Below are 26,429 nucleotides of genomic sequence, written 5' to 3'. Positions count from 1 at the left end.
AGTAGTCAAAAAAAGAAAAAGCCCTGCCCCCAATATTGGGACAAGACTTTAGTGGAAGAAGGTGAGGGAAATTTAGAGTTCTTCGAGATTAACCCCGCTGGTTTCAATACGAAAAAGCCAGGTAACAATGGCCCCAAGAAAGGAACAGCCAACCAGAAATGTCAAAATTAGTCCTGTACCGAAATCCTTAAGCAATACTGGGAAAAAGAAAGCTGTTGCAACCGCACCGATCTTGGCAAATGACGCCGCGAAACCTGCCCCCTTACCCCTGATATTTGTGGGGAATACTTCCCCGGCCAGCAGGTAAGTGATAGCATTTGGCCCCATGTTGGTCATAAAACTGAAAAGCATGAATCCGCTGAACAGCAAAGTCATGGACATGGATGAATCTGAATGAACGGTCATAGACATGGAAGCGAGAAATAACCCGATTGCACAGCCGATAAATCCGACTACCTGAAGCTTGATACGCCCCACTTTGTCAGCCATGAAAACAGCAGCAATAATTCCTACCAACAGGAGCACATCAATAAAAGCTGCACCCTTGGCTGCCAGCATATCATTATGAATCAGATCAGCCACATTTCGCTCATAAACGGCTTTTGCTCCGATTACCGAACCGAGAATAGTCGGAGTAAATATACCGATTCCGTATGTCCCCAAGTCCTGCAGAAACCATGGAACCGAAGCAAGAATTGTAGACCGTATATTTTTACCTTTAAATAGGTCAGCGTAAGAACCCTTGCCATTCTCCTTTACATAACCGTTGCCATTCTCAACCGGCGGTGCAATCTTAATCACTTTAGGATAATGCGGTTTGCGATGCAGCAAACGGCGCAATGCTTCTTCGGCTTCCCTGATGCGGCCTTTGGAAACCAGCCAGTGACTACTGTCCGGTATGTAGAACCTGCCGACAACCACAAGGATCGCCGGGATAATCGCCGCTCCATACATGTAGCGCCATGCACTAAGCTCAGGAGCTTTATGAAGGATGAGGTAACCGATGGCCGTTCCCACAAGAGCGCCGATGGCCTGAAAAGCGAAAGCACTCAGTACCAACCTGCCGCGATCATTACTTGGAATGGATTCAGAGATAACCATATGCGCAGTGGGATAATCGCACCCCAAAGCCAAGCCCATACCGAACAGAAACGTGACCAAAAAAATATAATTTGGACTGAAAACAAGGGCTACCAGACAGGCCACAAAAAGGACCATTTCAACGATAAACATATTCTTGCGCCCGTAATGGTCAGCCAATCCACCGAGCGCAGTGGCTCCGATCAATATCCCGAAAAGAGTTGCAGCACTGACAGTTCCCTTTTCCATGGCTCCTAAATTAAACTCGCGGACAATCAGCGGAAGGGCTACCCCGGTCATGAAAACGACCATGCCCTCAAAAAACTTCCCGGCAGAAGCCAGAAACCAGATTCGCCACTGCATGGCGGTCATGGGCGAAGACGGAGCAACAGTTCCATCTGCCCAATACGGAGTTTCGTCTATATAATCCTGCACTGATCTGGCAGCCACTTCACCAGATTCATCCATAACAACCATGCGGCCTTCTCCCCGATAAAAATTCATATGTTCTCCTTCCGATAGCATGATGGAGGCTTGTTTGTCTTTAAATCGGAGGATTACATAATGAATTGTGATGCTTCATGGCGGGAAGGTGACGAAACAACTCACTCTCAACAAAAAAAAGAAGGGAGGACGACCTGCCGATCAGGTCGCCCACCCTTCTCTATCCTTGAAGCAAAACTCCCTATGAGTTCTGCATCGCTTAACATAGTAAAATCTTTAGGCAGCTTTCGCAAGTTTGTGAGTTCCACTGATTTTTACACTTCTGAAAAGCAACTTTATTGAAAATAATTTTCATTTTCCTCTTGACCTTACATTCACCAAAGCATAGACATTAATCGATTTTGATTCTCAATCTTCATTTCAATTAATTACTATGGCAAAAATGCATATCATCATACGCAGCTCAATTCTGGCTCTTATCATCACGGTCCTAATTACACCGTATGCGGACAGCCACGAGCATTGCCACGTTTTCGGAATAGAAACTGTCACCCATAGTCACCTTGGTGGCCCCATCGCATATCATTGTAATGAAGATTGTGATTGTGGAGTCCATGACACAGATGACTACCCCCACTGTGATGAGCTTCATGGGCACTTCAGCCATCATGAGCATGACGGCCCTATCGAGTCATCTAAAAATGTAATTTCACACCCAGAGTGGCACTGTGAAGGCAAGCACACTCATTTCCATTTTCTGGATAATCTCATTCCCGGGGATACCATAAGAGAAAATTTCGACGAAAACTCTGAATACATCTTTTACGCTGTTATCTGTAATCCTGCCAGCGGCCCCGGTTTTGAATCTGCTATCCAGTATCTTAAAAAATCTGACCTTTCATCATCATCTAACCATATAAAATGGTACATATTAAGCTCCACCGATCTCCCTCCTCCGTTTTTTTAATTGAAAATTAATTTCATTTTCTACTTGACTCATATTTCATACCTAGCTAGTCAAGAATTCGGTTGACAATGATTTTCAACCTCCAAGAAAGAGCAACAGTCATTAACAGGGAGACACAGATGACTAAAAACATAAATCTATCCAATATACTGACCGGACGTACCTACACTGTTCTCGGCTTTGAAAGTGAAGCTTCGGAATACTCACAAAAGCTCCGTAAAATGGGCTTTGTAGAAGGCACCAAGATAACCCTCGCACCTATTAAAATCTCTGATCCCATGATTTTTGAAATCCGCGGCAGCCGTGTGGCCCTGCGTAAAAATGAAGCAGATCAGGTTAAGGTGGAGGAAGTCTAGTCATGCATAAAATCGAAAGAATCGCCATTGCAGGCGTACCCAATAGCGGTAAAACCACACTTTTTAATGCCCTGACCGGAGCGCGCCAGAAGGTCGGCAACTGGCCCGGAGTAACAGTCGAAAAAATCGAAGGTACATTTTCACTTTCCGGTGCCAAGGTTGAGCTTGTAGACCTTCCCGGAACCTACAACCTGAGCCCTGATACCGAAGACCAAAAAGTTGCTGAGCGCGTGATCCGCAGCGGCGAATATGACATGATCGTAAACGTTGTGGATGCCACCAACCTTTCACGCAACCTGTTCCTGACCATGGACCTAAAGGAACGCACTGACCAAATCGTTATCCTGCTGAACATGCTTGATGTTGCGGAAAGCGAAGGACTTGATATTGATGTCAACAAGCTCAGCAAAGAACTTGGAATTCCGGTAATTCCCGTAATCGCCGTGGACAAGGATTCCGTTGCAAAAGCAGTCGAAGCCCTTGGCAAAGAATCACAGAACCTTCCGGAACACGACTCGCACCCTACCCGTCAGGAAGTTATGGATACGGTTGAAAAATACAACCATATCGACAACATTTACTGCAAAGTTCTCAAAGAAAAGAAAGACCGCAGCCAAAACTTCACCAACAAGGTGGATAATATTGTCATGAACAAGTTCGCGGCTATCCCTGTGTTTCTTGTTTCCATGTTCCTGACATTCTGGTTCGCAATCGGCCTCGGTTCTGTATTTATTGACTTTTTCGACATCATGGCCGGACTGGTATTCATCGACATCCCTGCCGACCTACTGAGCAAGATCGGCGCTCCGGAATGGATCACCGTAACCCTTGGCGGGATCGGCGCGGGTATCCAGACAGTTGCAACCTTCGTCCCGGTTGTCTTCTTCATGTTCCTTGCGCTGGCAATACTTGAGGACTTCGGTTACATGGCCCGTGTTGCAGTTGTTGCTGACCGTTTCATGCGTAAAATCGGCCTGCCCGGTTCCGCATTCATCCCTATGGTTGTAGGCTTCGGTTGCACCGTGCCTGCGGTAATGGCAGCCAGAACCCTGACTTCCAAGCGAGACCGTTTCATGACCATTTTCATGGCTCCGTTCATGTCCTGCGGTGCACGTCTGCCTGTTTACGCACTGTTCTGCGTGGCCCTGTTCGGTGCATATTCCGGTCTGGCAGTATTCCTCATCTATCTCTCCGGTCTGGCAATGGCTATTTTCACCGGATTTCTGCTTAAAAACACCCTTTTTAAAGGCTCTCCGTCCCACTTTGTAATGGATCTGCCCCTTTACCACATTCCCAGAATCAGTGCGGTTTTCAAAAGCGCATGGCTACGCATGAAAGGCTTTGTTAAGCGTGCGGGTGTTATCGTTGTAACCGCTGTATTCGTACTCTCCATGCTTAACTCAGTAGGTATCGACAACGGCAAACTGACTTTCGGTAACGAAGATTCCCAGAATTCCGTACTCTCCATTGCCGGGAAGTCCATTTCCCCAGTATTCAAGCCCATGGGCATTGAAGAAGAAAACTGGCCTGCCTCCGTGGCCCTGTTCACCGGACTCTTCGCCAAGGAAGCAATCGTCGGTACCGTTAACTCCCTATACGCATCCATGGATGACGCTGCTACTGCAGAACCTGCGGCAGAAGGAGCAGAGGAAGAGGGTGGACTCGATATCGGCGGAGCGGTTAACGAAGCTTTCGGTACTGTTATTGACGGTCTTGCAGGTGTTGTTAGTTCCGTAGACCTACTCGGAATCGGACTGATCAGCGAAGACAGCGCAACCGTATCCGAAGAAATCGGCGCTGATGCCTCAGTATACAAGCACCTTGCAGCAAACTTCACCGTATACTCCGCGTTCGCATACCTGCTCTTCGTACTCATGTACTTCCCCTGCCTTGCAGTAATCGGCGCAACCAGACAGGAAATGGGCGGCTTCTACTCCGGTGTTATGGCAATGTATTGCACCGCTCTGGGCTGGTCTGTAGCAACCCTGTTCTACCAGATAGCTGAAGGAAGGAACCCTGTTTACGCAGGGATCGCCATCGTCATCCTCGCTGGAATTTACGCGACTCTTAAATATCTGGGCAGCAAGGAATCAGAAAAATTGGATGGATTGCAGCCTTTGAATCTGTAAAACCACGTATCACAACACCATTTAAAAAAGGCGGGGAATCGTTAAGATTCTCCGCCCTTTTCTTATTAGGTTAGCGAGGTGTCACATTTTCAATGTCTTGCGACTTCTTTTTATCCAAGGCAAAACGCTTAAGTCCTGACTTGGACGGTGAAAAATTTATCTTTTTGAGATCAACCATGCGCACTCTGCGATTATGCTGCGTGTGGTAATATAATTTGAGATTCTTTGTATCAGCGACAGTTGTCCAAATTGTCGAACTCCTCATTCCCTTCAAATCACCGGAAGTTGTATCCGAACCTTCAGCCGCCCCTAGCGGAAGGTTAAAATTGTCCAAAATTCTAAATACTTCATAGACAGTTTCATCTCCATTCGGAGTCTTACGTGCGGTCTGGGTATACACCACAGCACGAACAAAACGTGAAGGAGGAGTAAAGTCTCCCGGAAGACCGATGAAGCCACTTCCGGCCCCGATAGGAGCAAAATTGATATTCTCAATTTCTTTTGCAGAATGTGCTGCAGCCGAAAGACCAAGATAATTACGAAGATTAATCATATGCCAATCAAAAGGAGGTGCGTTGGTCAGGACACGAAGCGGATTGTCAAAAATATTAAGTTCGCCATCAAGATACTGAATAACTATAGCTTTCCCGCTCTTATCTATCACCGTGAAATGGATTGGCACTTCACCGCCAAATGTTGGCTCCGGTATGGATACTACGCGAATCTTTTGCACGCCCTCACGCACCTCATCAACTGTTGCAAACCGGGTAAGCAAATAACTACAAAGATCCAAAGATGATAAAGTTTCTTGAGCCTTAGCAGGATCATACGGATGAAACTTCGCAAATCCCGGCAGATACAACACCCCAACGACCAGACCCTTTTCGTTCATACCATCAGTAAGGTAATCTTTTTCAATCGCATCAAGCGCCACGGCTCCATACTTCGCCTTCCAACTTAATCCGGACTTTCCATCAGGAGTATGACCTTTAAATTCATAACCACGGGGAACCACCACAAGCCTGGAGTTCAAATCAAAAGCCCCCCACTCCATGGTTCGCCCGTAAACGAAGGCTCCATCCTCTGCCTCCAAAACTAAACTGGTACATGCTTTGGAATATTCAGAACAGAGCAAGACACTCACAACCAGTGCAAAACAAAAAGCAAATAAACGATTAACAACCTTCATATGATTCTCCTTTGCAATTCTAGAACATGAAAAGTAGATACTGGAACCACTATTACGCGGCAGGTTATTTTTGGTCAAAGGCAATTTAATAAAAAAGCCCCTCTACCATCCGGCAGAGGAGCTTACAGTTAATATTAAGTCATTACGTACTTGTTTTACGGTACAACAGCCCCCACTTTCAAAGCAAAATCAAACACGCCCGCAGGCATCATGCCCAAACCGAGTACCAGCAGGGAAAGCAGAGCCGCACCCGCAAAACTGAATGCGGAAGTGTCCGGTAACGGAGTACCTTCGACCGCATCCTTGGTGTAGGCATGGCGGACCATTCCCAGATAGTAATAGATGGAAATGGCGGTGTTAATCCCGGCAATGATGATCAGCCAGTTGTAGCCGTGGTTCCATCCGGAGGAAAAGAGGAAGAGCTTGCCCATGAATCCGGCCATTGGCGGCAGACCGACCAACGCAAATGCTCCCACAGCCAGTGCAAAAGCAAGGGCTGGTGCGCGCTTATGCAGACCGTTGAGGTCGTCCAGTTGCAGGTTGCGGCCATCCACGGAAACTCTGCTGACCACCCAGAAGCAGGTCAGGTTCATGGCTACGTAGGCCAAAGCATAAAATGCAGCAGCCGCCAAACCTTGCGCAGTTCCGGAGATCAAACCGATCATGATATAACCTGCATGGGCAACGGATGAATAACCGAGGATGCGCTTTACATCACGTTGTGCCAACGCAGCAAGGTTACCGAAAGTCATGGACAGCGCACCTAGTACGGCAATCACGGTGGTGATATCGTAACCGGGCTTGAACATGGCTGCCAGACGAATAAGGATTACCACCGCACCAAGCTTGGGCAGGGTTGCCACGAATGCTGCGGTTTCATTGCTTGCCCCCTCGTAAACATCCGGGCACCAGAAATGGAACGGAAACAGAGCCAGCTTGTAGAACATGCCCAGCAGGAATAAAGCCATACCGGTCACGGCCATTGGTGCGGCCTCAAAGGACCATGTTTTCTGGACCAGTTCCGCAAGGTAGGTAGTATGCATTCCGGCGAGGATGTAGGAAAATCCGTACAAAGCCACAGCAGTGGAAACCGCACCGAACATGATATACTTAATTGCCGCTTCCGCCGCCCCCTTATCCTTGGCTCTTAAGGCGATGATCGCATAGAGAGCATAGGAAGAAAGTTCCAGCGCAAGGTACATGGTAATCAACTCCACGGATGAAGCGAGCATCATCAGACCCCAGCCACTGATGGCGAGGAAGAGGAAGTAATCGGACCTCTTCTCATTCAGCAAAGTGGGCTGGCGGGTGGCATTAAATACAGTCACACTAAAACCGATAGCAATAGCAACCTTGAAAAATTGCGAAAGCGGATCGACCTGATAGGCCCCATGGAAGAACAAACCTTCCTGCCCAAGCGAAAGCAGCGATACAACTATGGGTAACAAGGACGCAATCGGAAGCCAGACATCGACCTTGTGGCGCATACGCTCACTGCCCACCGCCTGCACAAACAACAGGGCAATAATCAGGAACATGGAAAGTTCCGGCATGAAAGGATATGGATTCACATTCATTTCAATATCTCCTGTTGCTTACTTGATGATTCCCTTAAGGGAATTAAGGGCCACTTCAGCAGGCTTTTCCTTTTCCATGGCAACAATCTTGGCTCCTTCCTTCACATCCTTCTCCAACTTCAACAGCGAAGCATCCATAACCTTGAAACAAAGTCCCGGTGCAAGGCCGATGTAAAGGACAAAGACTGCCGGAATGACCAGATAAGTCCATTCGCGCAGGTTGAGATCAGGCCATTCCTTCCATGATGTCGGGCGGCCCCAAGCCAGCTTAAGTGAAACCCGCAACATATAGGCTGCAGCAACCATGGCACCGGGCACCATCAGTGCCCCAATCCACGGATTCTGCTCAAATGCTCCGACGAAGACGAGAATCTCACCCACAAAGCTGTTGGTTCCGGGGAAGCCGAAGGAAGAGAGTGCGAACAGTCCCCAGAAGAACATGTAGGCAGGCATATATTTGCCGAGCCCCAGGTTGTCATCCAGTTCACGGCTGTGGCTGCGCTCGTATACAGTACCGATCATCATAAACAGACCACCGGTGGTGATTCCGTGGTTGAGCATCTGGAAGAGCGCGCCTTCCAACCCCCGTTGGTTAAAGAGGAATATGCCGAGAGTGACAAATCCCATATGGCCTACGGATGAGTAGGCAATAACCTTTTTGATATCGTTCTGCCCGAGAGCCACAATTCCGCCATAGAGAATTCCGGCAATGGATATGGCAATCATAAACGGGGCAAAGTATTCACTGGCTGCCGGGGTAAGCGGCAGGTTGAAGCGAAGAAAGCCGTAGGTTCCCATCTTCAGGAGCACGGAAGCCAGAATTACCGACCCGGCTGTGGGAGCCTGTACGTGTGCGGCAGGAAGCCATGTGTGGAACGGGAACATCGGGACCTTGATGGCAAATGCCAGAGCAAGGGCCAGAAACGCCCAGAACTGGAAGTTGAAAGCAAAATTATGCTCCATAAGTTCCGGTATGGCGAAGGTTCCACCAACAATTCTGAAGGCAACGATTGCCACCAGCAGCAGAGCCGAACCAGCTAAAGTGTACAGGAAGAACTTGAGCGATGCGTAACGCTTCTCAGGTCCACCCCATACAGCGATGAGCAGATACATGGGCACCAGCATTGCTTCCCAGAAAACATAAAAGAGAACCAGATCAAGAGCGGTAAAGACTCCCACACAGGCTGCGGTCATAAACAGCAGACAGAAGTGAAATTCCTTGACTCGCGTCTGGATGTAGGTCCACGAACAAAGCACGCAGAGCGGCAGCACCGCGATGGTCAGCACTACCATGAGGAAGCTGATGCCGTCGGTACCGAGATAATATTCAACACCCCACTGTTTTACCCAGTCCATGCGTTCCACAAACTGGAAAGCTGCGGATTCAAGTTTGAATCCGGCAAAGAGCGGGAACGAGAGTGCCAGCTCTACAATCGACACGCCCAGTGTATACATCCTGATGGTGTTGTCGCCTCTCAGAAAGAAAAGACCAACAGCCGCCAGCAACGGGAAGAACACGAGGACAGTCAGAACAGGATAAGCGAATTCTTGCATTGTATTCTCTCCCCTTTATCCGAAGTACCAGACTAAACCGTAGACGCAGAGCGCGATAAACACAGCCAGCCCAAGGTAATCCTGTAAACGTCCGGTCTGAATCTTGGCCCCGGTTCGCCCGATATTACGCACGGTGTAGGCAGTACCATCCACCACGGTATCAATACCTTTACGGTCGAACCATGATGACCCGGCAGCGGAATCCATCAGCCACTTGAGGCCGATCACCCGGTAAACCGTAGTCCAGACAGAATCCGCCCAAGCTATGGGACGGCAGACAAAAAGCAAACCCATGTTACCGATGAAACGGTAAAGCTTATCGAAATCAAGGTTACGTCCGTGATGCGGCACGATGACCTTGCGCATGAGCCAGAACCCGGCCCCGGTAAATGCCAGCAGCATGGAAGCCTGCAAGAGGTGCCACGGGGTGTAGGGATGGTATTCCACCGGGAACGGCAACAGCTTATAAAGCATCTGCGGATAAACACCCTGCGCAAAGCAGAGGAAAGCCGCGATACCCATGGCTACATACATATTCTTGGGAATGGGATTAAGCTTGATGTCCGTCTTTGCGGGTTTATTCCAGAAGGCAAAGTAAGGAAGCTTGATACCAACCGAAAGAAACGTACCCACGGCGGCGATTTCAAGACCAACGGCTAGCAAAGTGTGGTGCGATTCCGCAGCCCCGGTGATGGTCATGGTCTTGGAAATGAATCCGTTAAAGAACGGCATACCGGAAATGGAGACAGCCCCGACCATGTAGAGAAGCATGACCACCGGCATCTTTCCGACCAGCCCGCCGAGGCGATCCAAATCGGCAGTTCCGACAGCATAAAGCACGGTACCCACACTCATAAAGAGCAAGCCTTTATAAAGGATATGGGCGTAGGCATGTGCCACAGCACCGTTGATACACATGGCAGTACCAATTCCGATCCCGGCGACCATGTAACCGACCTGCGAGACAATGTGGTAGGACAGAATCCTGCGCGCATTGTTCTCCATGGACGCGTAGAGTACGCCGTAGACAGCCATGATTGTTCCGGCCACAGCCAGCGCATAGACTCCGGAGAATCCGCGGGCCAAAACGTAAACCGCAGTCTTGGTGGTAAAGGCACACATGAAAACTGCGCCGGGAATGGTTGCTTCGGGATAGGCATCAGGCAGCCATGCATGTAGAGGCACCACAGCGGCGTTTACGCAGAAGCCGATCAGGATCAACCAGTCGTAATATTGCATACCTTGCGGGTCCACAGGCAGGAAGGCGAAGGTACCGATCTCGGAATAGCGAAGCAGCAACCCACCGAGCAGGAACAAACCGCCGAGCATGTGAAACAGAAAGTACCTGAAACCAGCTGCGCTGGAAGTCTTGGTGCGATGCAGCCAAACCAGAAAGGTTGAGGCCACAGCCATGAGTTCCCAGAAGATAAACAGGGTCAGGTAATCACCGGCAAAAACACAACCGAATGATCCGGCAACGTAGAGGGCAGCCGAAGCATGGTGCGCCTTATCGTCCATATGCAGGGCGTAGATCATACCTATAAGCGACTGGATGGCGAAGACGTTGGCAAAAACCAGCGAGAGCTTATCCACCCTGCCCAGAACCAGCACATTGCCGAGATATGGGATGACCCCGAAATTACCAAGTGTAGCAGTAAAAACCACCGCAATGGCAATCACAGGCGGAATGAGAAGAAACCATTTCCACTGCTTGCCGCGGAAGAAAGGCAAAGCCATTGCCAAGGCTATAAAAGCCAGTGCCGGATGGAGAAAACCGTTAATGGTCATTGTTTCCTCCTTCTGTATAATCCTCGCCTTCTTCCGGTCCTACCAGAAAAGGCTGAATGAGTACCTTCATCAGGAAGACCATGCCCACAGAAGCAACAAGGGCGAAGATTTCCCAGAATCCGGGGTAACCGTCATAGTGATATTCCACATGATGCGGATGGATGAAGAAATTCAACACCACCAGCAGCACAAGGAATCCTGCGAAAAGCAGTTTCCAGAACTTCATATTCTGCGTGCGCTGGGTTTCGAACCAGTTTCCAAGTTTTTCTATCATGGTGGTTCTCCTTAGAATTTACCGAACACGTTGATGAAGTTCAGGAAAGTCTGGGGATAAAGTCCAAGCCAGACTGAGATCAGGGCCGTGGTAAAGAGCGGAATAACCATGCACAACGGAGCCTCGTTATATTGCTCAATATTAGCTCCCTCTGCCGGAGCTTTGAAGAAAGCCCGATAGACGATGGGGCCAAAGTATCCGGCATTAAGCAAGGTACTTGCCAGCAAAGCGATCAGCAGTCCCCATTGCCCTATACTTACTGCCCCCTTGACCAGATACCATTTGGTAGCAAATCCGCAGACCGGAGGAACCCCGATCATGGACAGCGAAGCAATGGCAAAGGCCCCGAAGGTCCAAGGCATGCGCCTGCCCAGCCCGTCCATGAGGCTGATCTTCTTAAGGTGGGTTGCCACATAAATAGCCCCGGCCCCGAAGAACAAGGTAATCTTGGAGAAGGCGTGGTGAGCGATATGCATCAAGCCGCCCTGCACTGCATCCGGGGTCAGCATGGCTACACCGATGATGATGTAGGACAGCTGGGAGACCGTGGAATATGCCAGCCTTGCCTTAATATCATCCTTGGTCAAAGCGATGAGCGAGGCGACGACAATGGTAAATGCCGCAAGATAGGCCGTCGGCAATCCCAATCCCAACTTGTCCATGAGATCTACACCGAAACCGGAAAGAATCACACGAGAGACGGAGAATACCCCGGCCTTAACAACAGCCACCGCATGCAGCAGCGCGGAAACCGGAGTAGGCGCGACCATTGCTGAAGGCAGCCAGTTGTGGAAGGGCATGAGAGCCGCTTTTGCCAGACCTGCAATGTAAAGAATGTAGGTGATGGTCACCAGAGTGGGGTCGGCGTCTGCCGGGAAGATTCCCTGCGCCACATCGCCAAGGTGAAAATCCAAGGTTCCGCAGAGCACATAGGTCATGACCATGGCCGGTAGCAGGAACAGTTTGGAAGTACCCATCAGGTAAACCATATATTTCCGTGCTCCGCTGAAAGCCTCATCATCCTGATGGTGCGCAACCAGCGGATAAGTGAATACGGAAATGATTTCATAAAAAAGATAGAGGGTGAAAATATTCGCCGAGAAGGCAACACCCACGGCGCCGAATATGGCTACAGCAAAACAGAAATAATATCTGGTCTGGGCATGCTCGTTGAGGGTGCGCATGTAGCCGATGTTATAGCAGGTGGCGAAAACCCAGAGGAATGATGCGATTAGGGCGAAGATAAAAGCCAGCCCGTCCGCAGCGAATGAAACATTCACACCCGGAAAAAGGGTGAACAATGTGTACTGTACAATCTTGCCTTCCATTACATCCGGGACCATGGAGGCTACCGAAAGAAAGGTCAGTATACCGGCCCAGATGGATACGGCCTCGCGGCGATTGATGTTCTCCCGGAAGAACCAGATGAAGAACGGTGCCACAAGGGTGATGCCGAGCGGGATCAGGATTCGCGCGCTGGTGATGAATTCAGTGCTAACTGTCATACATTTACCCTTTCAGCCTTGTTATTGCGTCGGTCTCAACGGACTTAAACCGTTTTGCCACCACAATGATTATTGCCAGCACAAGGGTCGCTTCAGCAGCGGCCAGTCCCATGACAAAAAGTGCGGCGATCTGTCCCACTGCGCTTCCGGCTTCGGTAAGCTGTGTGGCGGAGACAATGGACAGCCCTGCGCCGTTAAGCATCAGCTCCACGGAAATGAGCATGCCTACCAGCGATTTACGCCAGACAATGCCATACAGCCCTATAGCCAGCAGCAGGAGCGCCACCAGTTGGTACATTAAAAGAGGACTCATTATGCTTTCCCCCCTTTCTTTTCAAAAGCCAGCAGCACAGCCCCGGCCATTGCGGCCAGCAGGACCACCGAAATAAGCTCGAAGGCCACCGGGTAATCTTCCAGCAAACCTTTACCGATCTGGACTAGCGGAACCTCAACCGGAATGTTAATTGAAGCAGGCTGGAATTTGACCAGAATGAATCCGATCAGAAACACCGGAGTGATGAAGGTCAGGGCCGCCAGTGCGGACTTAGCAGGCCTGCGGCTTCCGGCTTCCACCCCATGGTCATCTGCTTGAGTAAGCATGATGGCGAAGAAGATGAGCACACAAACCGCACCCACGTAGATAAGAATCTGCATGAAAGCCATAAACGGTGCGGCCATCAGCATGTACATTCCGGCCACGCCCAGCAGGGATGAGATCAACCCCACCATGGCCCGGACCAGACTGTGTGCGCCCACGGCTATGCACCCGCCGCCGAGAATCAGCAGCGTGTAGACAGCGAAAGCGATTTTAGCGAGCGTTTCCATCATGATTCAGCACCTGCCTCTTTTTCAGTGGTTTCAGCTTCAACATTTTCGGGAACTTCCACCGCCGCTTCCTCCGCAACAACCTTGGCCTGAGCACTAAGACGTGCCAACAGGTCCATCTTAAGTTCCTTGCGGTCAGTGACGGTCAGGTACACATTTGAAGAGTAACGCAATGCCTTTGCGGGGCAATTCTCAACGCATGACCCGCATAGCGAACAAAGCGAGAAGTCGTACAAAAATTTAGCAGGCTCTTTAGGTGCCTTGGGCTTCTTGACCTTTTCGCCGCGCTCTTCCGCTTCCTTCATGGCCTGAAGTTCAGCCTCGGTGGGCTTGGGAGCCTTGGCCTTAACCACGGTAATGCACTTACTAGGACAGGCGGTGACGCACATCATGCAGGCGATACATTTAGGTTTAGCCGGGTCCTTGGGTTTACCGATGAGTTCCAACGGCCCCCGGAACCCTTCCAGCTGCCCGGAAGTCACTGTCTCGCGCGGGTAATGGAGGGTCACGTTTTTATCGACAAAATTTTTACCCGTGACTTTCAGCCCTACGATCAAGGACCAGAGCGAAGTCACGTCGTCCCATATTTTTTTGATTACACTCATTAAAACGCCCTCCTACAACTTCATCACAAAAGCGGTGATAAACAGGTTCAACAACGCTAAGGGCATGAGCCATTTCCAGTTAATATTCAGGAGCTGATCGAAACGTACACGGGGATAAGTCCAGCGCAGCCAGATCATGACCAGCAACAGAGTGTAGACCTTGGCAAGAAACCACCATGCGCCGTCAAAGAACGGTCCCTGCCAGCCGCCGAGAAACAGGGCCGCAGCCACAGAGCAGACCACGATCATGTTGGCGTATTCAGCGAGAAAGAACAGCCCGAACCCCATGCCCGAATATTCGGTGTGGAATCCGGCGGTAAGTTCACTTTCCGCTTCCGGCAGGTCAAAGGGCGCGCGGTTGGTTTCGCCAAGCGCACTGACAAAATAAATGATGAAAGCCAACGGCTGCAAAAACACATTCCACTGCCAAGGCCAACCGCCCTGCCCTTCCACCACTGTGGTCAGGTTCAGGCTTCCGGTCATAAAGGCAATTGCCAGTACTGAGAGCAAAAGCGGGATTTCATAGGCCACGGACTGGGCCACTGCCCTTGCCGCACCGAGGATGCCCCATTTGTTATTCGAACCCCAGCCGGCCAGACACAGGGCGAGGACATTAAGGCCGGCAAAAGCCAGAATGAGCAGCAGGCCGAGGTCCATTTCCATTCCGGTAGCAACTGGACCGAAAGGAATAGGCAGGAAGAGTAAAAGTACGGGCAAAAAAGATAAGACCGGAGCGGTCCAAAAAAGCAGTTTATCCGCACCGCTGGGAGTGAAAAGCTGTTTACCTATGAGCTTTACGGCATCAGCCAGCGGCTGTAACAGCCCCTGCGGACCGACTTCATAGGGACCGGGCCTGCGCTGAACAAATCCGGCTACCTTACGTTCAAGGTAAACCAGCACCAGCCCGTTCAATCCCACAAAAGCAGCTATCGCCACCAATGCGATGATTAATTTTACGAGTTCTACAGGAATTTGAGACATATGAAGCTCCTGACTACCTGTCAATTTCCGGGATTACCATGTCCAGACTACCAAGAATCGCGACCGCATCTGCCAGCATTGTCCCCTGCGCACACTCTGCAAACAGGGAAAGGTTGGAGAATCCCGGTGCGCGCAGCTTGATCCGGTACGGGGTCTTGCTGCCATCACTGACGATATGAATTCCGACCTTACCGCGCGCACCTTCAGTACTGAAGTATGCTTCACCTGCCGGAGCTTTCCACGTAGGTTTAGGAGCTTTCTTGATGATGTGCTCACCTTCGGGAATCTGCTCAAGGGCCTGCTCCACAATGTTCAGGCTCTGCTCGATCTCTTCCATACGCACCATGTAACGGGCCATGGCATCAGCTTCGTAATAAACCGGAACCTTCCAGTCGAAACGATCATAAATGGAGTAAGGCTCAGCCCTGCGGGTATCATGCTCAACACCGGCACCACGAATCAGGGGACCGGTCGCGCCGTAGCGGTTACACATGTCCGCATCCATATAGCCGATTTCCTCAATACGTTTGCGCAAGATAATGTTGTCAGTGACCAGATCCTTATACATGGGCAAGCGATCACGTAGACGTTTGATAAATTCAGTACACTTGTCCGCGAAACCGTCATCAAGATCATGAACAACCCCACCGAAACGGAAATTACTATAGGTAAGCCGTGCTCCGGTTACCTTCTGCATCATGTCCATGAGGATTTCACGGTCATCAAAGCCATACATAATCGGGGTAAATGCGCCGAGGTCCAAAAGATATGCGCCCCACCAAAGCAGGTGCGAAGAAATACGGTTAAGCTCGGTGAGGATAACCCGGATATATTCAGCCCGTTCAGGGACTTCGATCCCGGCCAGTTTTTCTACCGCCCCCACATAAGCATGGTTCCAAGCAAGCGGATGCAGGTAATCCACACGCCCCATATTGGGGATGAACTGCACCCAGGTTTTCACCTCGGCCATTTTTTCGTGCATACGGTGCAGATAACCAAGTACTGGCTCTGCGCGAACGATATATTCACCGTCCAGCTCAAGGATGACCCGCAGAACGCCATGGGTGGAAGGATGCTGCGGTCCCATGTTCAGAATCATGGTGTGGTCATCTGCACCCTTCTCAAAATGATTGGTGTAGTAATCACCTTCGGGAAATGTGTTCATGATGCAGACTCCTCTTCCGGTTCCGGTTGCTCTTCATCAAAGAGGGTAAACCCTTCACCTTTGAAAACAATCTCGCCGGGGTTGAGAATCTCACGCAACGGCTTGCGGCTCTTTTCATCTTTGAGCAGCACCCCATTGGGTGTTTCGGGATCAAGCAAAAGGGGCAACAAATTGGGATGCCCTGCAAACTTTACCCCGTGAAAATCATGGCATTCACGCTCATGCCAATCCGCTCCCTGATATATGGAAGAGATAGACGGCAGTTCTGCTTCGTCCCGGCAGACCAACACTCGGTGGGCAATACGTCCCGGCTTGCTGAAATGAGCGTAATGGTAGGAGATTAAAAAACCTTCAGCCACATCAAGGGCATCTATGTTTTCCAAATGATAGGCCTGCTTAAGCATAGCCTCAGCAGCCTGTATGATGTCATCGGATGTGAGGAAGACATTCATGGTCACCCCTGAGGTCTGGACACTTCCCTTGCCGACCATAAGCGGGGTTACCGGTAGACTCAATTGACCATCCATAACTTTGGCACCCATCATAAGGCACGCTCCTTCTCTAAATCCTCAGGCACAGGCCACCAACGTTTACCAGTCACCTTTTCCTGAATCTGGAACAGCCCTTCAAGCAAAGCTTCCGGGCGCGGCGGACATCCGGGCACATAGACATCAACCGGAATAAGGTTATCCACGCCTTCAACAATTCCGTATTGCCCTTTGAATTTGAATGGTCCACCGGAGATAGCGCAGTTCCCAAGAGCAAGCACCCATTTAGGCGCAGGCATCTGCTCATAAAGACGCACAACCGCAGGAGCCATTTTCTTGGTAACCGTCCCGGCTACAATCATCAGGTCCGCCTGACGGGCAGAAGGACGGAAGACCTCAGCTCCGAACCGGGCCATATCATAACGGGCCATCCCTACAGCCATCATTTCAATAGCGCAGCAGGCCAGCCCGAAAGTCATAGGCCAAAGCGACATGGATCGGCAGATGTTCATGGCGTCTTCGGCAAGTTCGAGGCGGACAAGGCCGTCCTCTACTACATGCCCGCCAGGGGTCAGGAGATTTTTCTCGGCCATGTGAACACTCCTTTCTTCCAAAAATAGATAATCGCGATAGCAAGAACAGACAGGAACCCGGCAACTTCTATAAAATAGAACATCCCTTCGGTGTGGGGATACCAGACAGAAACCGGGAAGAGGTAGAGAACGTCAACGTCAAAAGCTAAAAACAGCAAGGCATAAACATAGTAACTGATACCGAACTGATTCCATGCCCTGCCGTGCGGTTTCATCCCACACTCGTAAGGGATGCCCATATCCCCGCCTTTAGCCCGAGGATGAATAAGGGCGGACAGGATAAGGGGCCCGCCAGCAAAAAGAAGCCCCCCTATCAAAAACAGGAAGATGGCGAACTGGAGCCAGGAAAAAACCATTCTCGCACCTCTCTTACGTTTTTAAAATTAGTAACACAGAGCGGACACTAATTGTTTTTTTGTTAAATTGCAAAGAGTACGTTGGAAAAAGTCTAAAAAAATTCTGAAGATAGTTTTTTACTAAATCTATCTCACCCGACCATTCCTGTGTCAAGGAAGCCTATGCGTTTTGCAGGTTTAAACTACTATTAAAGCTTAGATAGTTAAATTAATCACAAAATAATCAACTTTAATTTCAAAGAGTTGAAAAGAAAACAATGATGTAAAACAAAATTTTCGCTTAGTAATAACACAAACTACAACATATTCAATACAGTTTTTATAAAATATTTCGACACACAAATCCGCATGGCACATAAAACTAGAGAACATAAGGAAGTAGAGAAAGAAATATATTTCACAAACTAAAACCACAGCCACATATAGTATCAAAATGACACAGAGCAAATCTTACCAACTAGCAACACATAACTACTTGACAAAAAAGAAGGTGTTTCCGCTCCAAGCGAGCGAAAACACCTCTCTGCTAAAACTCATCCGTGACAAAAAAGCTACAATCACAGTTCAGCGGATCAATTCTCAGCAATAAAAACAGTATTTACGATCCTTTTGTTCTTTAACCCGGTACATAGCTTCATCTGCCTTTTTCACTAAGTCATCAGCTTTAACCCCATTTTCAGGATATATGCTGATGCCGATAGAAGCACCGATCGAACAACTAATTTCATCGAAATCGAATGATGCAGTAAGACAATTGATAAAATCCTCAGCAACCCGTGCGATACTCTCCCTGTCCGCTGGGCGTTCAAGCAGAACACAAAATTCATCACCACCCAGACGTGCGAATGTGTCTGAGGACCGCAGGCGCGATTTCAGCCTTGCTGCAACCTTGGAAAGCAACATATCCCCGGTATGGTGGCCATACAAATCATTCACCCGTTTGAAGTCATTCAAATCGATAAATAAAAGAGCCAATTTTTCACCGTACCGCCCAGCATTGGCAATGGATTTTCCTAAGCGGTCAAAGAAAAGATAACGATTTGGGATTCCCGTTAAGGCATCAAGGGTAGCCTTTTCCTGAAGCTCAAGCTCGCACAGCTTACGATGCGTAATGTCTTCAACAACACCCTCAATATAAAATTCACCGCCTTCTTCAAACAAACGACAGCTTTCCGATACCCAGATCACAGAACCGTCCTTGCGTCTGAAGCGAAGCTCATAGTCGCTAAGTGACTTTTCCTGCATAAGTTTCTGCAGAAAAGCTTTCCTATCACCCGGATTTTTATAAAGCCGATCCGTGTGAACCTTTGCCACAGCCTCTTCAGGGGTATCATAACCCAGAATGCGCGCTAAGGCCGGATTGATTTCCTCAAAATCACCATCAAGGGTAGACCTGAAGATACCTTCTACTGCCCGTTCAAATATGTTGCGGTACTTCTCCTCCGCAGCTCGCAATGCCTTTTCGGTTTTGATCCGTTGCGCGATCTCCCGCTCCAGCCTGTCCTTCTGTCTTTTCAACTCCAGAAAAACACCGACCTTTCCCCTTAACGTCGGCGGATCAATAGGCTGTGTGAGAAAGTCAACTGCACCGGCCTCATAGCCCATGCGGGCATAAGCAGGATCTTTATAGATTGCAGTCAGAAAAATGATCGGGATAAGACGGCAAGACTCTATGCCTTTAATCATACGAGCCGTTTCATAACCATCCATCCCGGGCATCTGCACATCGAGCAGAATCAGGGCAAAATCATTCTCTCGGCAAAGCCCTATTGCCTCCTCCCCATCCATAGCCTTGTACAACTCAGCCCCTTCATTGATGAGCAACCGCTCCAGAAGAGTCAGGTTGACGGCATTATCGTCCACCAGCAATATTTTCAGGCTATTTTCCATGCTTCAACCAATTAATACAAAATGAAATTTTATAAAACCCATAAGATCAGAAAAAACAAAACAGAAACAATTCACTGAACACTACAAACTCAATCCCCTTCAAAAGCAAATTTAATTCTGAAAATTATCTTGAAAGATAATTATCAACAGCAAAGCCCGAACCCTCGTCAATTGATACTGTAAAAGTATCAAATAGGCATAAATTATATATTAGACATATAGAAAGCCGTTCCATATAAACGGATCAACGAGGCACGGGAAGGATTCCTCCTCAACAAAATTTTACTTTCACTCTTTGTTCTTCACCGGACAAACACCCTTTCTTCCAGACGGCACAAGGGAGGTTTGGCGCAACCTGACCCGAACGCCGCAAGCCCCGCTGACGAGGATTTCACCCCCTCATTCAGCGGGGCCTTTCTATTTTGTATCACTTTTCCACTTGACAAACGTATGGTGTCCATACGATGAAGCAAACATGAATCCGATAGTAGAAAAATACATGATGCTGGTTGAAAAGATCTCCAACACTACAAAGACGTACAAATCTTTTGGCACTGACGTGAACATTTACCGCAGCGAAATCCACATCATTCAGTTGATTGGAGACCGTCGGGGCGTCTATATTTCAGAGATATCCCGGCTGGTAGGCGTAACAAAAGGTACGGTTTCTCAAATTGTAAGGAGACTGGAAAACAAGGGGTTGGTTGAGAAAAGAACAGACGAAAGCAACAATACCCGTCAAATTGCCACTCTCACAGAAAAAGGCATGACCGCTTATCAGGCTCACGTGGAATACCATCAACATAAGCATAAAGAGATGGAAAACTTCTTAGCCTCTTTAAGCGCCGAAAATAAAACAATTCTCGAAGGTTTTCTTGATAAGGCATACGATATGATCGAAGATCATTTGTAATTTTTTTAATCTAAACGTATGGACACCATACGTCTATTCGGAGAAATTAAAATGAAACAGGAAAATAGAATTATCTGGGTAGCGGCAATGATCCAGCTGCTTAATGTTATCGATTTTATGATGGTCATGCCCTTAGGACCGGACATATCCAAAGACCTACCTGTGACCAACCCCGACATCGGTCTTATTTGCGGCTGCTACACACTTGCAGTAGGCTTTTCAGGACTTGCCTGCGCAAAATTTCTGGATAGATTTGACCGCAAAAATGTTGCTGTTGTCACTGTATTCGGACTCGCATTCGCAACCCTATGCGCAACTTTCTGCTGGAACCTTTCAAGCCTGATCGGAGCACGTATTCTGGCCGGATTATTCGGTGGCCCTGCGGCGGCAATTGCATTTTCCATGGTCTGCGATGCAGTCCCACCGGAAAGGCGGGGAAAAGCAATGGCAATTGTTATGGGAACATTTTCCGTCTCCGCAATCGCCGCGATCCCTTTCGGTCTGGAATTGGCAGAATGGGGTACTTGGAAAACTCCTTTTTACGCCATCTCAATCCTTGGCTTTATCCTTCTTTTCCTGATCGCTAGATACACACCATCCATGAAGGAACATCTTCAGGCTAAAACCACAGAACTTTCACTCGGACAACTGTTATCCAATAAAAAATACCTGCTGGCATTCTTCATGATGATAACTGCAATGATATCATCATACGCCATCATTCCCAATATTTCCGCTTACTTTCAAATTAATCTAGGTTATCCAAGATCCTCGCTTGGCTTCCTGTACCTTGTAGGAGGCGTTTTCAGCCTGATTCTTATCCAGATAGGCGGCAGAGCCTCAGACAAAATAGGTCCTATCCCGACCAATATTATAGGCACTGTTTTACTGCTTATCTTTCTCTATGACGGCTTTATGCGCTCCCCCAGCTCTCCCCTACTGGTCATCTTTATTATGTTTATGGGTATGGTCTGCTTCAGGAATGTTTCGGCAACCACCGAAGCTTCAAAGCTTCCGGCCCCTCATGAACGGGCAGGATTCATGTCCCTCTACTCATCCGTCCAGCACATAGGTAACGGAATCGGCGCACTTGTGGCTTCGGTAATTCTAAGCACCGGCCCCACAGGTAAACTGGTCGGCATGAAATGGGTAGGCCTGCTTGCAATCATACTGGCTATTTTCCAACCCTTAGCCTTGATAGCCATCCGGCAACCAAGCCCAACTAACGATGAACTATTTCAAAAGACGGGATAATTTCGTATTAGCCACAGCTACCCCCGTAAGCCCCGCTCCCTCAATCAGCGGGGCCTTTTTTATAGCTGAAATATTACAAATAGGTCACCTTTGCTGGTCAGCCTTGACTTTTCCATTATTGGCTGGCCTTCTGCTCGCATATGATAGTGCAATCCAAATCCAGAAACAGACACGGCAAACAACTCTCCTCATGGGATGTTAAGAGGGTTATGCGTTTTCTGCGCTATACCTGCGTAGGCGGCGGAACATTTCTCTTTGATCTGGCTATGCTCTATCTGTTTACCGATGGTTTCGGCTGGTCCCCGGTTTTCGCGGCAGCTCTCGCCTTTTTTATTGCTGTTTCCATAAACTATCTCATCAGCCGCAGACTGGTTTTCAAAGGTACCACCCGTGAATTCAAGCAAGGTTACCTCGGCTTTCTGCTCATAGCCGGAACCGGACTGGTCATTGTTACCGGTGGGATGTACATAATGGTCGATATCCTACAATGGCAGTATCTCATTTCAAGAATCCTCGTCTCTCTAATCACCGGTCTTTGGAATTACCTGCTCAATCTATATGTAAATTTCCGCGTTGCCGGTAAGCCCTTGCTATAAGCCCCTTGCATTCAGCACCATAGCGGACTATTTTCCCCGGATGAATCTATTTGAATATCTAGAATTTCAATATCGCAAATGGCGTTTAAAACGGAAAAGACAAGCGGTAGTTATTCGCGGTTCCTGTAAATTATGTGGAAGCTGCTGCCGTTCCATATGCCTTCATGTTGGTGGTAAATGGCTGAAAAGTGAAAAACAATTTCTGAAAGCCATTGAAGAAGACGAGCTTTTGTCCCGTTTTGAGATATGCGGAAAAACTGAAGAAGGTTACCTTAAATTTTCCTGCACCAGCCTTACCGAAGACGGCACTTGCAGCGACTATGAAAATCGGCCTCAACTTTGTCGCAACTTTCCAAACCCCTCAATTTTCATGCAATTTGGAGAACTACCCGCTAGCTGCGGTTTCCGTATGTCCACTGAAGTCGATTTTGAAAAAGTATTGCATGATGCAATGCAGGACGATGACAGTATAAAATCGGGCCACATCCCGGACGGCAAATAAAACCTGAAGACGTATTTCCCCGTTTTACCTGCACAAAAAGCATTGATTTTTCCCTGCGTAACGGGCTAACTTACATCGCTACCGCAGCACTGTGATTTTTCTCAACATTTATGACGAATTGGAGTCATGATGAATAATGAAATCAAAATTGAATTCGGCTCAGGCCAGAAGCTTTCAGCTGTCAGTGATGATTACTGTATTGATGTTGATATGCCTGTAAATGAAGGTGGGGAAGGTTCTGCACCGGAACCTACACATCTTTTTCTGGCTTCACTGGCAACCTGTGCGGCACACTATGCCCGCAAATTCTGTGAGTCAAAATCCCTGCCCATGGAGGGTCTGGGACTGAAAGTCAGATACAAATACAATGAACAAGGAAACCAGATAGCCAAGTTCACCTATGAACTGACCATCCCCGAAGGTTTTCCTGAAAAATACAAAGCCGCCCTGCTCCGGGCACTGGACCTCTGTCCCATCAAGAAACTGCTTCTGAGTCCACCGGCTTTTCAGCTTGAAATAGTTTAAACAAATTTTGCGAACACATTGATTCAACGCTAGCGGATAAGAGTTAAATCTTGTCCGCTTTTTTATTGCACAAAATACATTCACAAGATCGTACAATACTGCTCCTCCTGATCCCGCTTATAAAACGGCCAACACCAACATACAGGAGGACATAATGACTACTGAAGAATTCCCCATCCTTGCCGCAAACGGCACAATTGAAACCGCAACCGGTTCTATCCAGTGCTCAAATCTCGACTGGAACCCGCATCCCGCATTCGAAGGAGTTTACCTTAAGCACCTTATCACCGGAGACAAAACAGAAGGACAATTGAGCTGCCACATTGTCAGAATTGATCCCGGCTGCACCCTTGAAACACATATCCATGAAACCCAATGGGAATTACACGAAATCATTGGCGGAAGCGGAAATGCCAGCCTTGCAGATAAATCCACCGCTTATCATCCCGGTAAATTCGCCGTTATCCCCAAAGGGAAAGAACATAGTGTAAAGGCCGGACCGGAAGGTCTGACTCTGCTTGCCAAGTTTTTCCCGGCTTTGATATGAACTTAAACAAATGACGAAGCAAAATACAAAACTAACCTTCCATGAACTGGAAGAACTGCCTGAGGCAGTACTTGTGAAGGCGAGCAAAATCGCAAACCGCTTTCCGCGTCACGTTCATTCCAGTTACATATTCAGCCTGATAGATCAGGGTGAACGTAGGGTCTGTATTAATTCCCAAACCAAAACATATCGTGCCGGGGAGATGTGCATACTTCCCCCCGGCACATCTCACAGTTGTGAATCTATCTGCGAAGATGAATTCGGCCCCCACTCATACCGCGCCCTATGCGTCACCCCTTCATATATGAAAAGTATTGCTGAAGAGATTAGCGGTAAAGCATGTGCCGACCCGCATTTTGACCCTGCTGTTGTTTACAAAGATTTTGACAGGTCTTCATTTAACGAGCTGTTCTCACTATCGAAAACAACAGGAACAACACTTGAAAAACAAGCAGCCCTGAACACATTTCTCTATCATGCTCTGGAAAATTTCAGCAGTAAGCGAATCATTCCGGAAAAAACCGGACCTCAACATGAAGCCTTAAGCAGGGTAAAAGAATACATCGACAACAATTTCAGACACAAAATAACTTTGAACAAGCTAGCGGAAACAAGTTGCCTCAGTCCGTTTCATCTTCAGAAACTATTTGTAAAAAAATTCGGACTATCACCGCAAGAACACATCATCTCCCGCCGTATTCACGGAGCCAAAGCCCGGATTCAGGCCGGGGAAACACTTATCGAAGCAGCACTTAATTCCGGTTTTTCTGACCAAAGTCATTTTTCCCGCCACTTCAAAAGGGTAATAGGTATTTCACCCGGACGTTTTCACCGGGAGAACAGATAGCTTAAAGCCTACCAGCAAATAGGATTTTTAAATACAAAACATGCGCATTCAGAAGCAGAGCAAATAGTGAACTTTTTTTTGCTCTATTCAGGTTGACTTACCTTGTATGAGGGCTATTCTGTTAGAAAACCAACCTCAAAAGGAGAAAATAATGCTTAAGATCACAGAGAAAGCGAAAGAAGTTCTTGATCAGCACTTTGAAGAAAAAGACAAAGAGCCGATTCGCATATACATCGCCTCCGCATGCAGCGGCACACGTCTGGCACTTGGAATTGATTCCGCAAAAGAAGGTGATGAAACCATCAATCTTGAAGGCTACGACTTTGTAGTTGATCAGGAGCTTTTCGAACAGGCTAAGCCCATGGTAATCGACCTTTCCCCCATGGGCATTGAAATCTCTTCCTCCCTCGTCTTCGAAGAAGCCGAAGGTGGTTGCGGTAGCTGCTGCGGCGGTTGCGGCTAATCATGACGCCAATAACACACCATTTGTACTAAAAAGACCGGGACCTTTATGGTTCCGGTCTTTTTTATGCACAAAGAGTACATGAACCAAAAATCAAAATTACTGAGAGTTAAAACGAAACAATCTTAGGAAAACCATAGCTATCATGAGCCCACTCTCGGAAGGTCATGTATTTAGTTCCATATTTGAATCTCTTACTAAGATTCAATCTATCTTTATTTACAAGGATAGAGTGATCCATGTGAAAATCAGGGAAATCGTACATTATTGCTTGAAAGTAATGCTCCTTTAAGACAGTTGTCCCTGTATCACTCCAGCCTTTAGAATTTCGATTAAACGGCAACACATCTTCAAGATCACCAAATACTAAATCATCATAGGCAATGTGGCGCCCTGTTTTTTTATCAAGGTAATATACATTAAAATCTGGATCCCAAGATTCCCACTTGCTTTCATGGTCATTCCACACTTCTATTATTTGATGTCCTTTCACTATTTCATAATCGCTAGTATAAACTTGGAGCAATTTAGATGTAATATTATACATTCTCAAAATATCATACATCAGCCGCGCTCTAGGTCCACATGTTAAAAGAGGCTTTTGTTTATCAGACGAAAGTGCAGCCAGCAAAAGTTTCTTAACATTGAGATCATGCCTAAAGTGATATTCATTATCTGGATCTCTGCCATGTACTGAATTAAAATGCACAAACTCCTGCACACTTAACACCAAATCATGCATATCCCTAAAACTGCTACCTATAATATGGGCACAACGCAATAAATCCTCATTGTACATTGCATTTTTATTCACAATAAATCCTCCGACAGTAATAATGATCTGATAATTTTGCGAACAGTCATCAATACTATCTTCGGTATTATATATCCAATATTAATGTCAATAAAGACACATTAATACAGCAAGAAAACACAGGAATTAATGCTTATCTGAAAAACAGAAGACTACTTATCCTTAAATATGGCTTTGACACTGATTAACCGGATGAACCATT

28 protein-coding genes are annotated in these 26,429 nt (G+C 47.9%); 11 read left to right on the top strand and 17 right to left on the bottom strand.

Annotated elements, in window-relative coordinates; translation table 11 throughout:
- Window positions 1–72: 72 nt before the first annotated feature.
- Window positions 73–1,584, bottom strand: coding sequence for an MFS transporter (locus ACO05Z_RS07310; protein ID WP_421901509.1), 1,512 nt, complete (start codon window positions 1,582–1,584; stop codon window positions 73–75).
- Window positions 1,585–1,966: 382 nt separating this feature from the next.
- Between ACO05Z_RS07310 and ACO05Z_RS07305 the strand changes: the two genes are divergently transcribed.
- The 3 genes from ACO05Z_RS07305 to feoB all read left to right on the top strand — a co-directional run bounded on the left by ACO05Z_RS07305 (window position 1,967) and on the right by feoB (window position 4,976).
- Window positions 1,967–2,491 carry a hypothetical protein gene (locus tag ACO05Z_RS07305; protein WP_421901508.1) on the top strand — a complete coding sequence of 175 codons (525 nt, stop codon included), beginning with the start codon at window positions 1,967–1,969 and terminating at the stop codon, window positions 2,489–2,491.
- Between the two features lie 119 nt (window positions 2,492–2,610).
- Window positions 2,611–2,847, top strand: coding sequence for a FeoA family protein (locus ACO05Z_RS07300; protein ID WP_421901507.1), 237 nt, complete (start codon window positions 2,611–2,613; stop codon window positions 2,845–2,847).
- A gap of 2 nt (window positions 2,848–2,849) precedes the next feature.
- On the top strand, window positions 2,850–4,976 hold the full coding sequence (gene feoB, locus ACO05Z_RS07295) for a ferrous iron transport protein B (RefSeq protein ID WP_421901505.1): 2,127 nt from the start codon (window positions 2,850–2,852) through the stop codon (window positions 4,974–4,976).
- Between the two features lie 70 nt (window positions 4,977–5,046).
- On the opposite strand, the gene ACO05Z_RS07290 is transcribed toward feoB, so the two are convergent.
- The 15 genes from ACO05Z_RS07290 to ACO05Z_RS07220 form a co-directional block, all read right to left on the bottom strand.
- Window positions 5,047–6,165 (bottom strand): linear amide C-N hydrolase, encoded by a 1,119-nt coding sequence (locus tag ACO05Z_RS07290; protein WP_421901504.1) that lies wholly within the window; start codon window positions 6,163–6,165, stop codon window positions 5,047–5,049.
- Window positions 6,166–6,320: 155 nt separating this feature from the next.
- Complete coding sequence (locus tag ACO05Z_RS07285; protein ID WP_421901503.1) at window positions 6,321–7,742, bottom strand: NADH-quinone oxidoreductase subunit N; 1,422 nt, start codon at window positions 7,740–7,742, stop codon at window positions 6,321–6,323.
- Window positions 7,743–7,760: 18 nt separating this feature from the next.
- Window positions 7,761–9,296, bottom strand: a complete 1,536-nt coding sequence (locus tag ACO05Z_RS07280) for a complex I subunit 4 family protein (protein ID WP_421901502.1) — start codon at window positions 9,294–9,296, stop codon at window positions 7,761–7,763.
- Between the two features lie 15 nt (window positions 9,297–9,311).
- The gene (locus ACO05Z_RS07275; RefSeq protein WP_421901501.1) at window positions 9,312–11,084 is read right to left on the bottom strand and encodes a Na(+)/H(+) antiporter subunit D; all 1,773 of its coding nucleotides are present in this window, start codon (window positions 11,082–11,084) and stop codon (window positions 9,312–9,314) included.
- A complete protein-coding gene (locus ACO05Z_RS07270) occupies window positions 11,074–11,358 on the bottom strand; it encodes a hypothetical protein (protein ID WP_421901500.1) in 285 nt (94 codons plus the stop codon). Before ACO05Z_RS07270 ends, ACO05Z_RS07275 begins: the two co-directional genes overlap by 11 nt.
- A gap of 11 nt (window positions 11,359–11,369) precedes the next feature.
- Window positions 11,370–12,863 (bottom strand): monovalent cation/H+ antiporter subunit D family protein, encoded by a 1,494-nt coding sequence (locus ACO05Z_RS07265; protein ID WP_421901499.1) that lies wholly within the window; start codon window positions 12,861–12,863, stop codon window positions 11,370–11,372.
- 4 nt (window positions 12,864–12,867) lie between these two features.
- Window positions 12,868–13,176, bottom strand: coding sequence for an NADH-quinone oxidoreductase subunit NuoK (nuoK, locus tag ACO05Z_RS07260; protein ID WP_421901498.1), 309 nt, complete (start codon window positions 13,174–13,176; stop codon window positions 12,868–12,870).
- Complete coding sequence (locus ACO05Z_RS07255; RefSeq protein WP_421901497.1) at window positions 13,176–13,691, bottom strand: NADH-quinone oxidoreductase subunit J; 516 nt, start codon at window positions 13,689–13,691, stop codon at window positions 13,176–13,178. The genes nuoK and ACO05Z_RS07255 overlap by 1 nt, the downstream gene beginning before the upstream one ends.
- The gene (locus ACO05Z_RS07250; protein WP_421901496.1) at window positions 13,688–14,293 is read right to left on the bottom strand and encodes a 4Fe-4S binding protein; all 606 of its coding nucleotides are present in this window, start codon (window positions 14,291–14,293) and stop codon (window positions 13,688–13,690) included. The genes ACO05Z_RS07255 and ACO05Z_RS07250 overlap by 4 nt, the downstream gene beginning before the upstream one ends.
- A 12-nt stretch (window positions 14,294–14,305) precedes the next feature.
- The gene (nuoH, locus tag ACO05Z_RS07245; protein ID WP_421901495.1) at window positions 14,306–15,274 is read right to left on the bottom strand and encodes an NADH-quinone oxidoreductase subunit NuoH; all 969 of its coding nucleotides are present in this window, start codon (window positions 15,272–15,274) and stop codon (window positions 14,306–14,308) included.
- Window positions 15,275–15,287: 13 nt separating this feature from the next.
- Entirely contained in the window at window positions 15,288–16,439 is a 1,152-nt protein-coding gene (locus ACO05Z_RS07240; protein WP_421901494.1) for an NADH-quinone oxidoreductase subunit D, read from the bottom strand.
- The gene (locus tag ACO05Z_RS07235; protein ID WP_421901493.1) at window positions 16,436–16,984 is read right to left on the bottom strand and encodes an NADH-quinone oxidoreductase subunit C; all 549 of its coding nucleotides are present in this window, start codon (window positions 16,982–16,984) and stop codon (window positions 16,436–16,438) included. Before ACO05Z_RS07235 ends, ACO05Z_RS07240 begins: the two co-directional genes overlap by 4 nt.
- Window positions 16,981–17,520 carry an NADH-quinone oxidoreductase subunit B gene (locus ACO05Z_RS07230; protein WP_421901491.1) on the bottom strand — a complete coding sequence of 180 codons (540 nt, stop codon included), beginning with the start codon at window positions 17,518–17,520 and terminating at the stop codon, window positions 16,981–16,983. The genes ACO05Z_RS07235 and ACO05Z_RS07230 overlap by 4 nt, the downstream gene beginning before the upstream one ends.
- Complete coding sequence (locus ACO05Z_RS07225; protein ID WP_421901490.1) at window positions 17,499–17,876, bottom strand: NADH-quinone oxidoreductase subunit A; 378 nt, start codon at window positions 17,874–17,876, stop codon at window positions 17,499–17,501. The genes ACO05Z_RS07230 and ACO05Z_RS07225 overlap by 22 nt, the downstream gene beginning before the upstream one ends.
- A gap of 579 nt (window positions 17,877–18,455) precedes the next feature.
- Window positions 18,456–19,766 carry a diguanylate cyclase domain-containing protein gene (locus tag ACO05Z_RS07220; RefSeq protein WP_421901489.1) on the bottom strand — a complete coding sequence of 437 codons (1,311 nt, stop codon included), beginning with the start codon at window positions 19,764–19,766 and terminating at the stop codon, window positions 18,456–18,458.
- Between the two features lie 475 nt (window positions 19,767–20,241).
- Between ACO05Z_RS07220 and ACO05Z_RS07215 the strand changes: the two genes are divergently transcribed.
- The 8 genes from ACO05Z_RS07215 to ACO05Z_RS07180 all read left to right on the top strand — a co-directional run bounded on the left by ACO05Z_RS07215 (window position 20,242) and on the right by ACO05Z_RS07180 (window position 25,413).
- Window positions 20,242–20,679, top strand: a complete 438-nt coding sequence (locus ACO05Z_RS07215; protein ID WP_421901488.1) for a MarR family winged helix-turn-helix transcriptional regulator — start codon at window positions 20,242–20,244, stop codon at window positions 20,677–20,679.
- A 51-nt stretch (window positions 20,680–20,730) separates the two neighbouring features.
- Window positions 20,731–21,933: an MFS transporter gene (locus ACO05Z_RS07210; RefSeq protein ID WP_421901487.1), complete on the top strand. Its 1,203-nt coding sequence runs from the start codon at window positions 20,731–20,733 to the stop codon at window positions 21,931–21,933.
- Between the two features lie 146 nt (window positions 21,934–22,079).
- Window positions 22,080–22,529: a GtrA family protein gene (locus tag ACO05Z_RS07205; protein WP_421901486.1), complete on the top strand. Its 450-nt coding sequence runs from the start codon at window positions 22,080–22,082 to the stop codon at window positions 22,527–22,529.
- Between the two features lie 40 nt (window positions 22,530–22,569).
- Window positions 22,570–23,031, top strand: coding sequence for a YkgJ family cysteine cluster protein (locus ACO05Z_RS07200; RefSeq protein WP_421901485.1), 462 nt, complete (start codon window positions 22,570–22,572; stop codon window positions 23,029–23,031).
- A gap of 129 nt (window positions 23,032–23,160) precedes the next feature.
- Window positions 23,161–23,556, top strand: a complete 396-nt coding sequence (locus ACO05Z_RS07195; RefSeq protein ID WP_421901484.1) for an OsmC family protein — start codon at window positions 23,161–23,163, stop codon at window positions 23,554–23,556.
- Window positions 23,557–23,710: 154 nt separating this feature from the next.
- Entirely contained in the window at window positions 23,711–24,103 is a 393-nt protein-coding gene (locus ACO05Z_RS07190; RefSeq protein ID WP_421901483.1) for a cupin domain-containing protein, read from the top strand.
- 10 nt (window positions 24,104–24,113) lie between these two features.
- On the top strand, window positions 24,114–24,950 hold the full coding sequence (locus tag ACO05Z_RS07185; RefSeq protein WP_421901482.1) for an AraC family transcriptional regulator: 837 nt from the start codon (window positions 24,114–24,116) through the stop codon (window positions 24,948–24,950).
- Between the two features lie 151 nt (window positions 24,951–25,101).
- A complete protein-coding gene (locus tag ACO05Z_RS07180; RefSeq protein WP_421901481.1) occupies window positions 25,102–25,413 on the top strand; it encodes an iron-sulfur cluster biosynthesis family protein in 312 nt (103 codons plus the stop codon).
- 109 nt (window positions 25,414–25,522) lie between these two features.
- On the opposite strand, the gene ACO05Z_RS07175 is transcribed toward ACO05Z_RS07180, so the two are convergent.
- A complete protein-coding gene (locus ACO05Z_RS07175) occupies window positions 25,523–26,227 on the bottom strand; it encodes a hypothetical protein (protein WP_421901480.1) in 705 nt (234 codons plus the stop codon).
- Between the last annotated feature and the right edge of the window lie 202 nt (window positions 26,228–26,429).

It is taken from the genome of Maridesulfovibrio sp. (genome assembly GCF_965230075.1).
GTDB lineage: Bacteria > Desulfobacterota > Desulfovibrionia > Desulfovibrionales > Desulfovibrionaceae > Maridesulfovibrio.
Note: the sequence above shows the minus strand (reverse complement) of the source record. Positions and strands in the feature narration are given on the sequence as shown.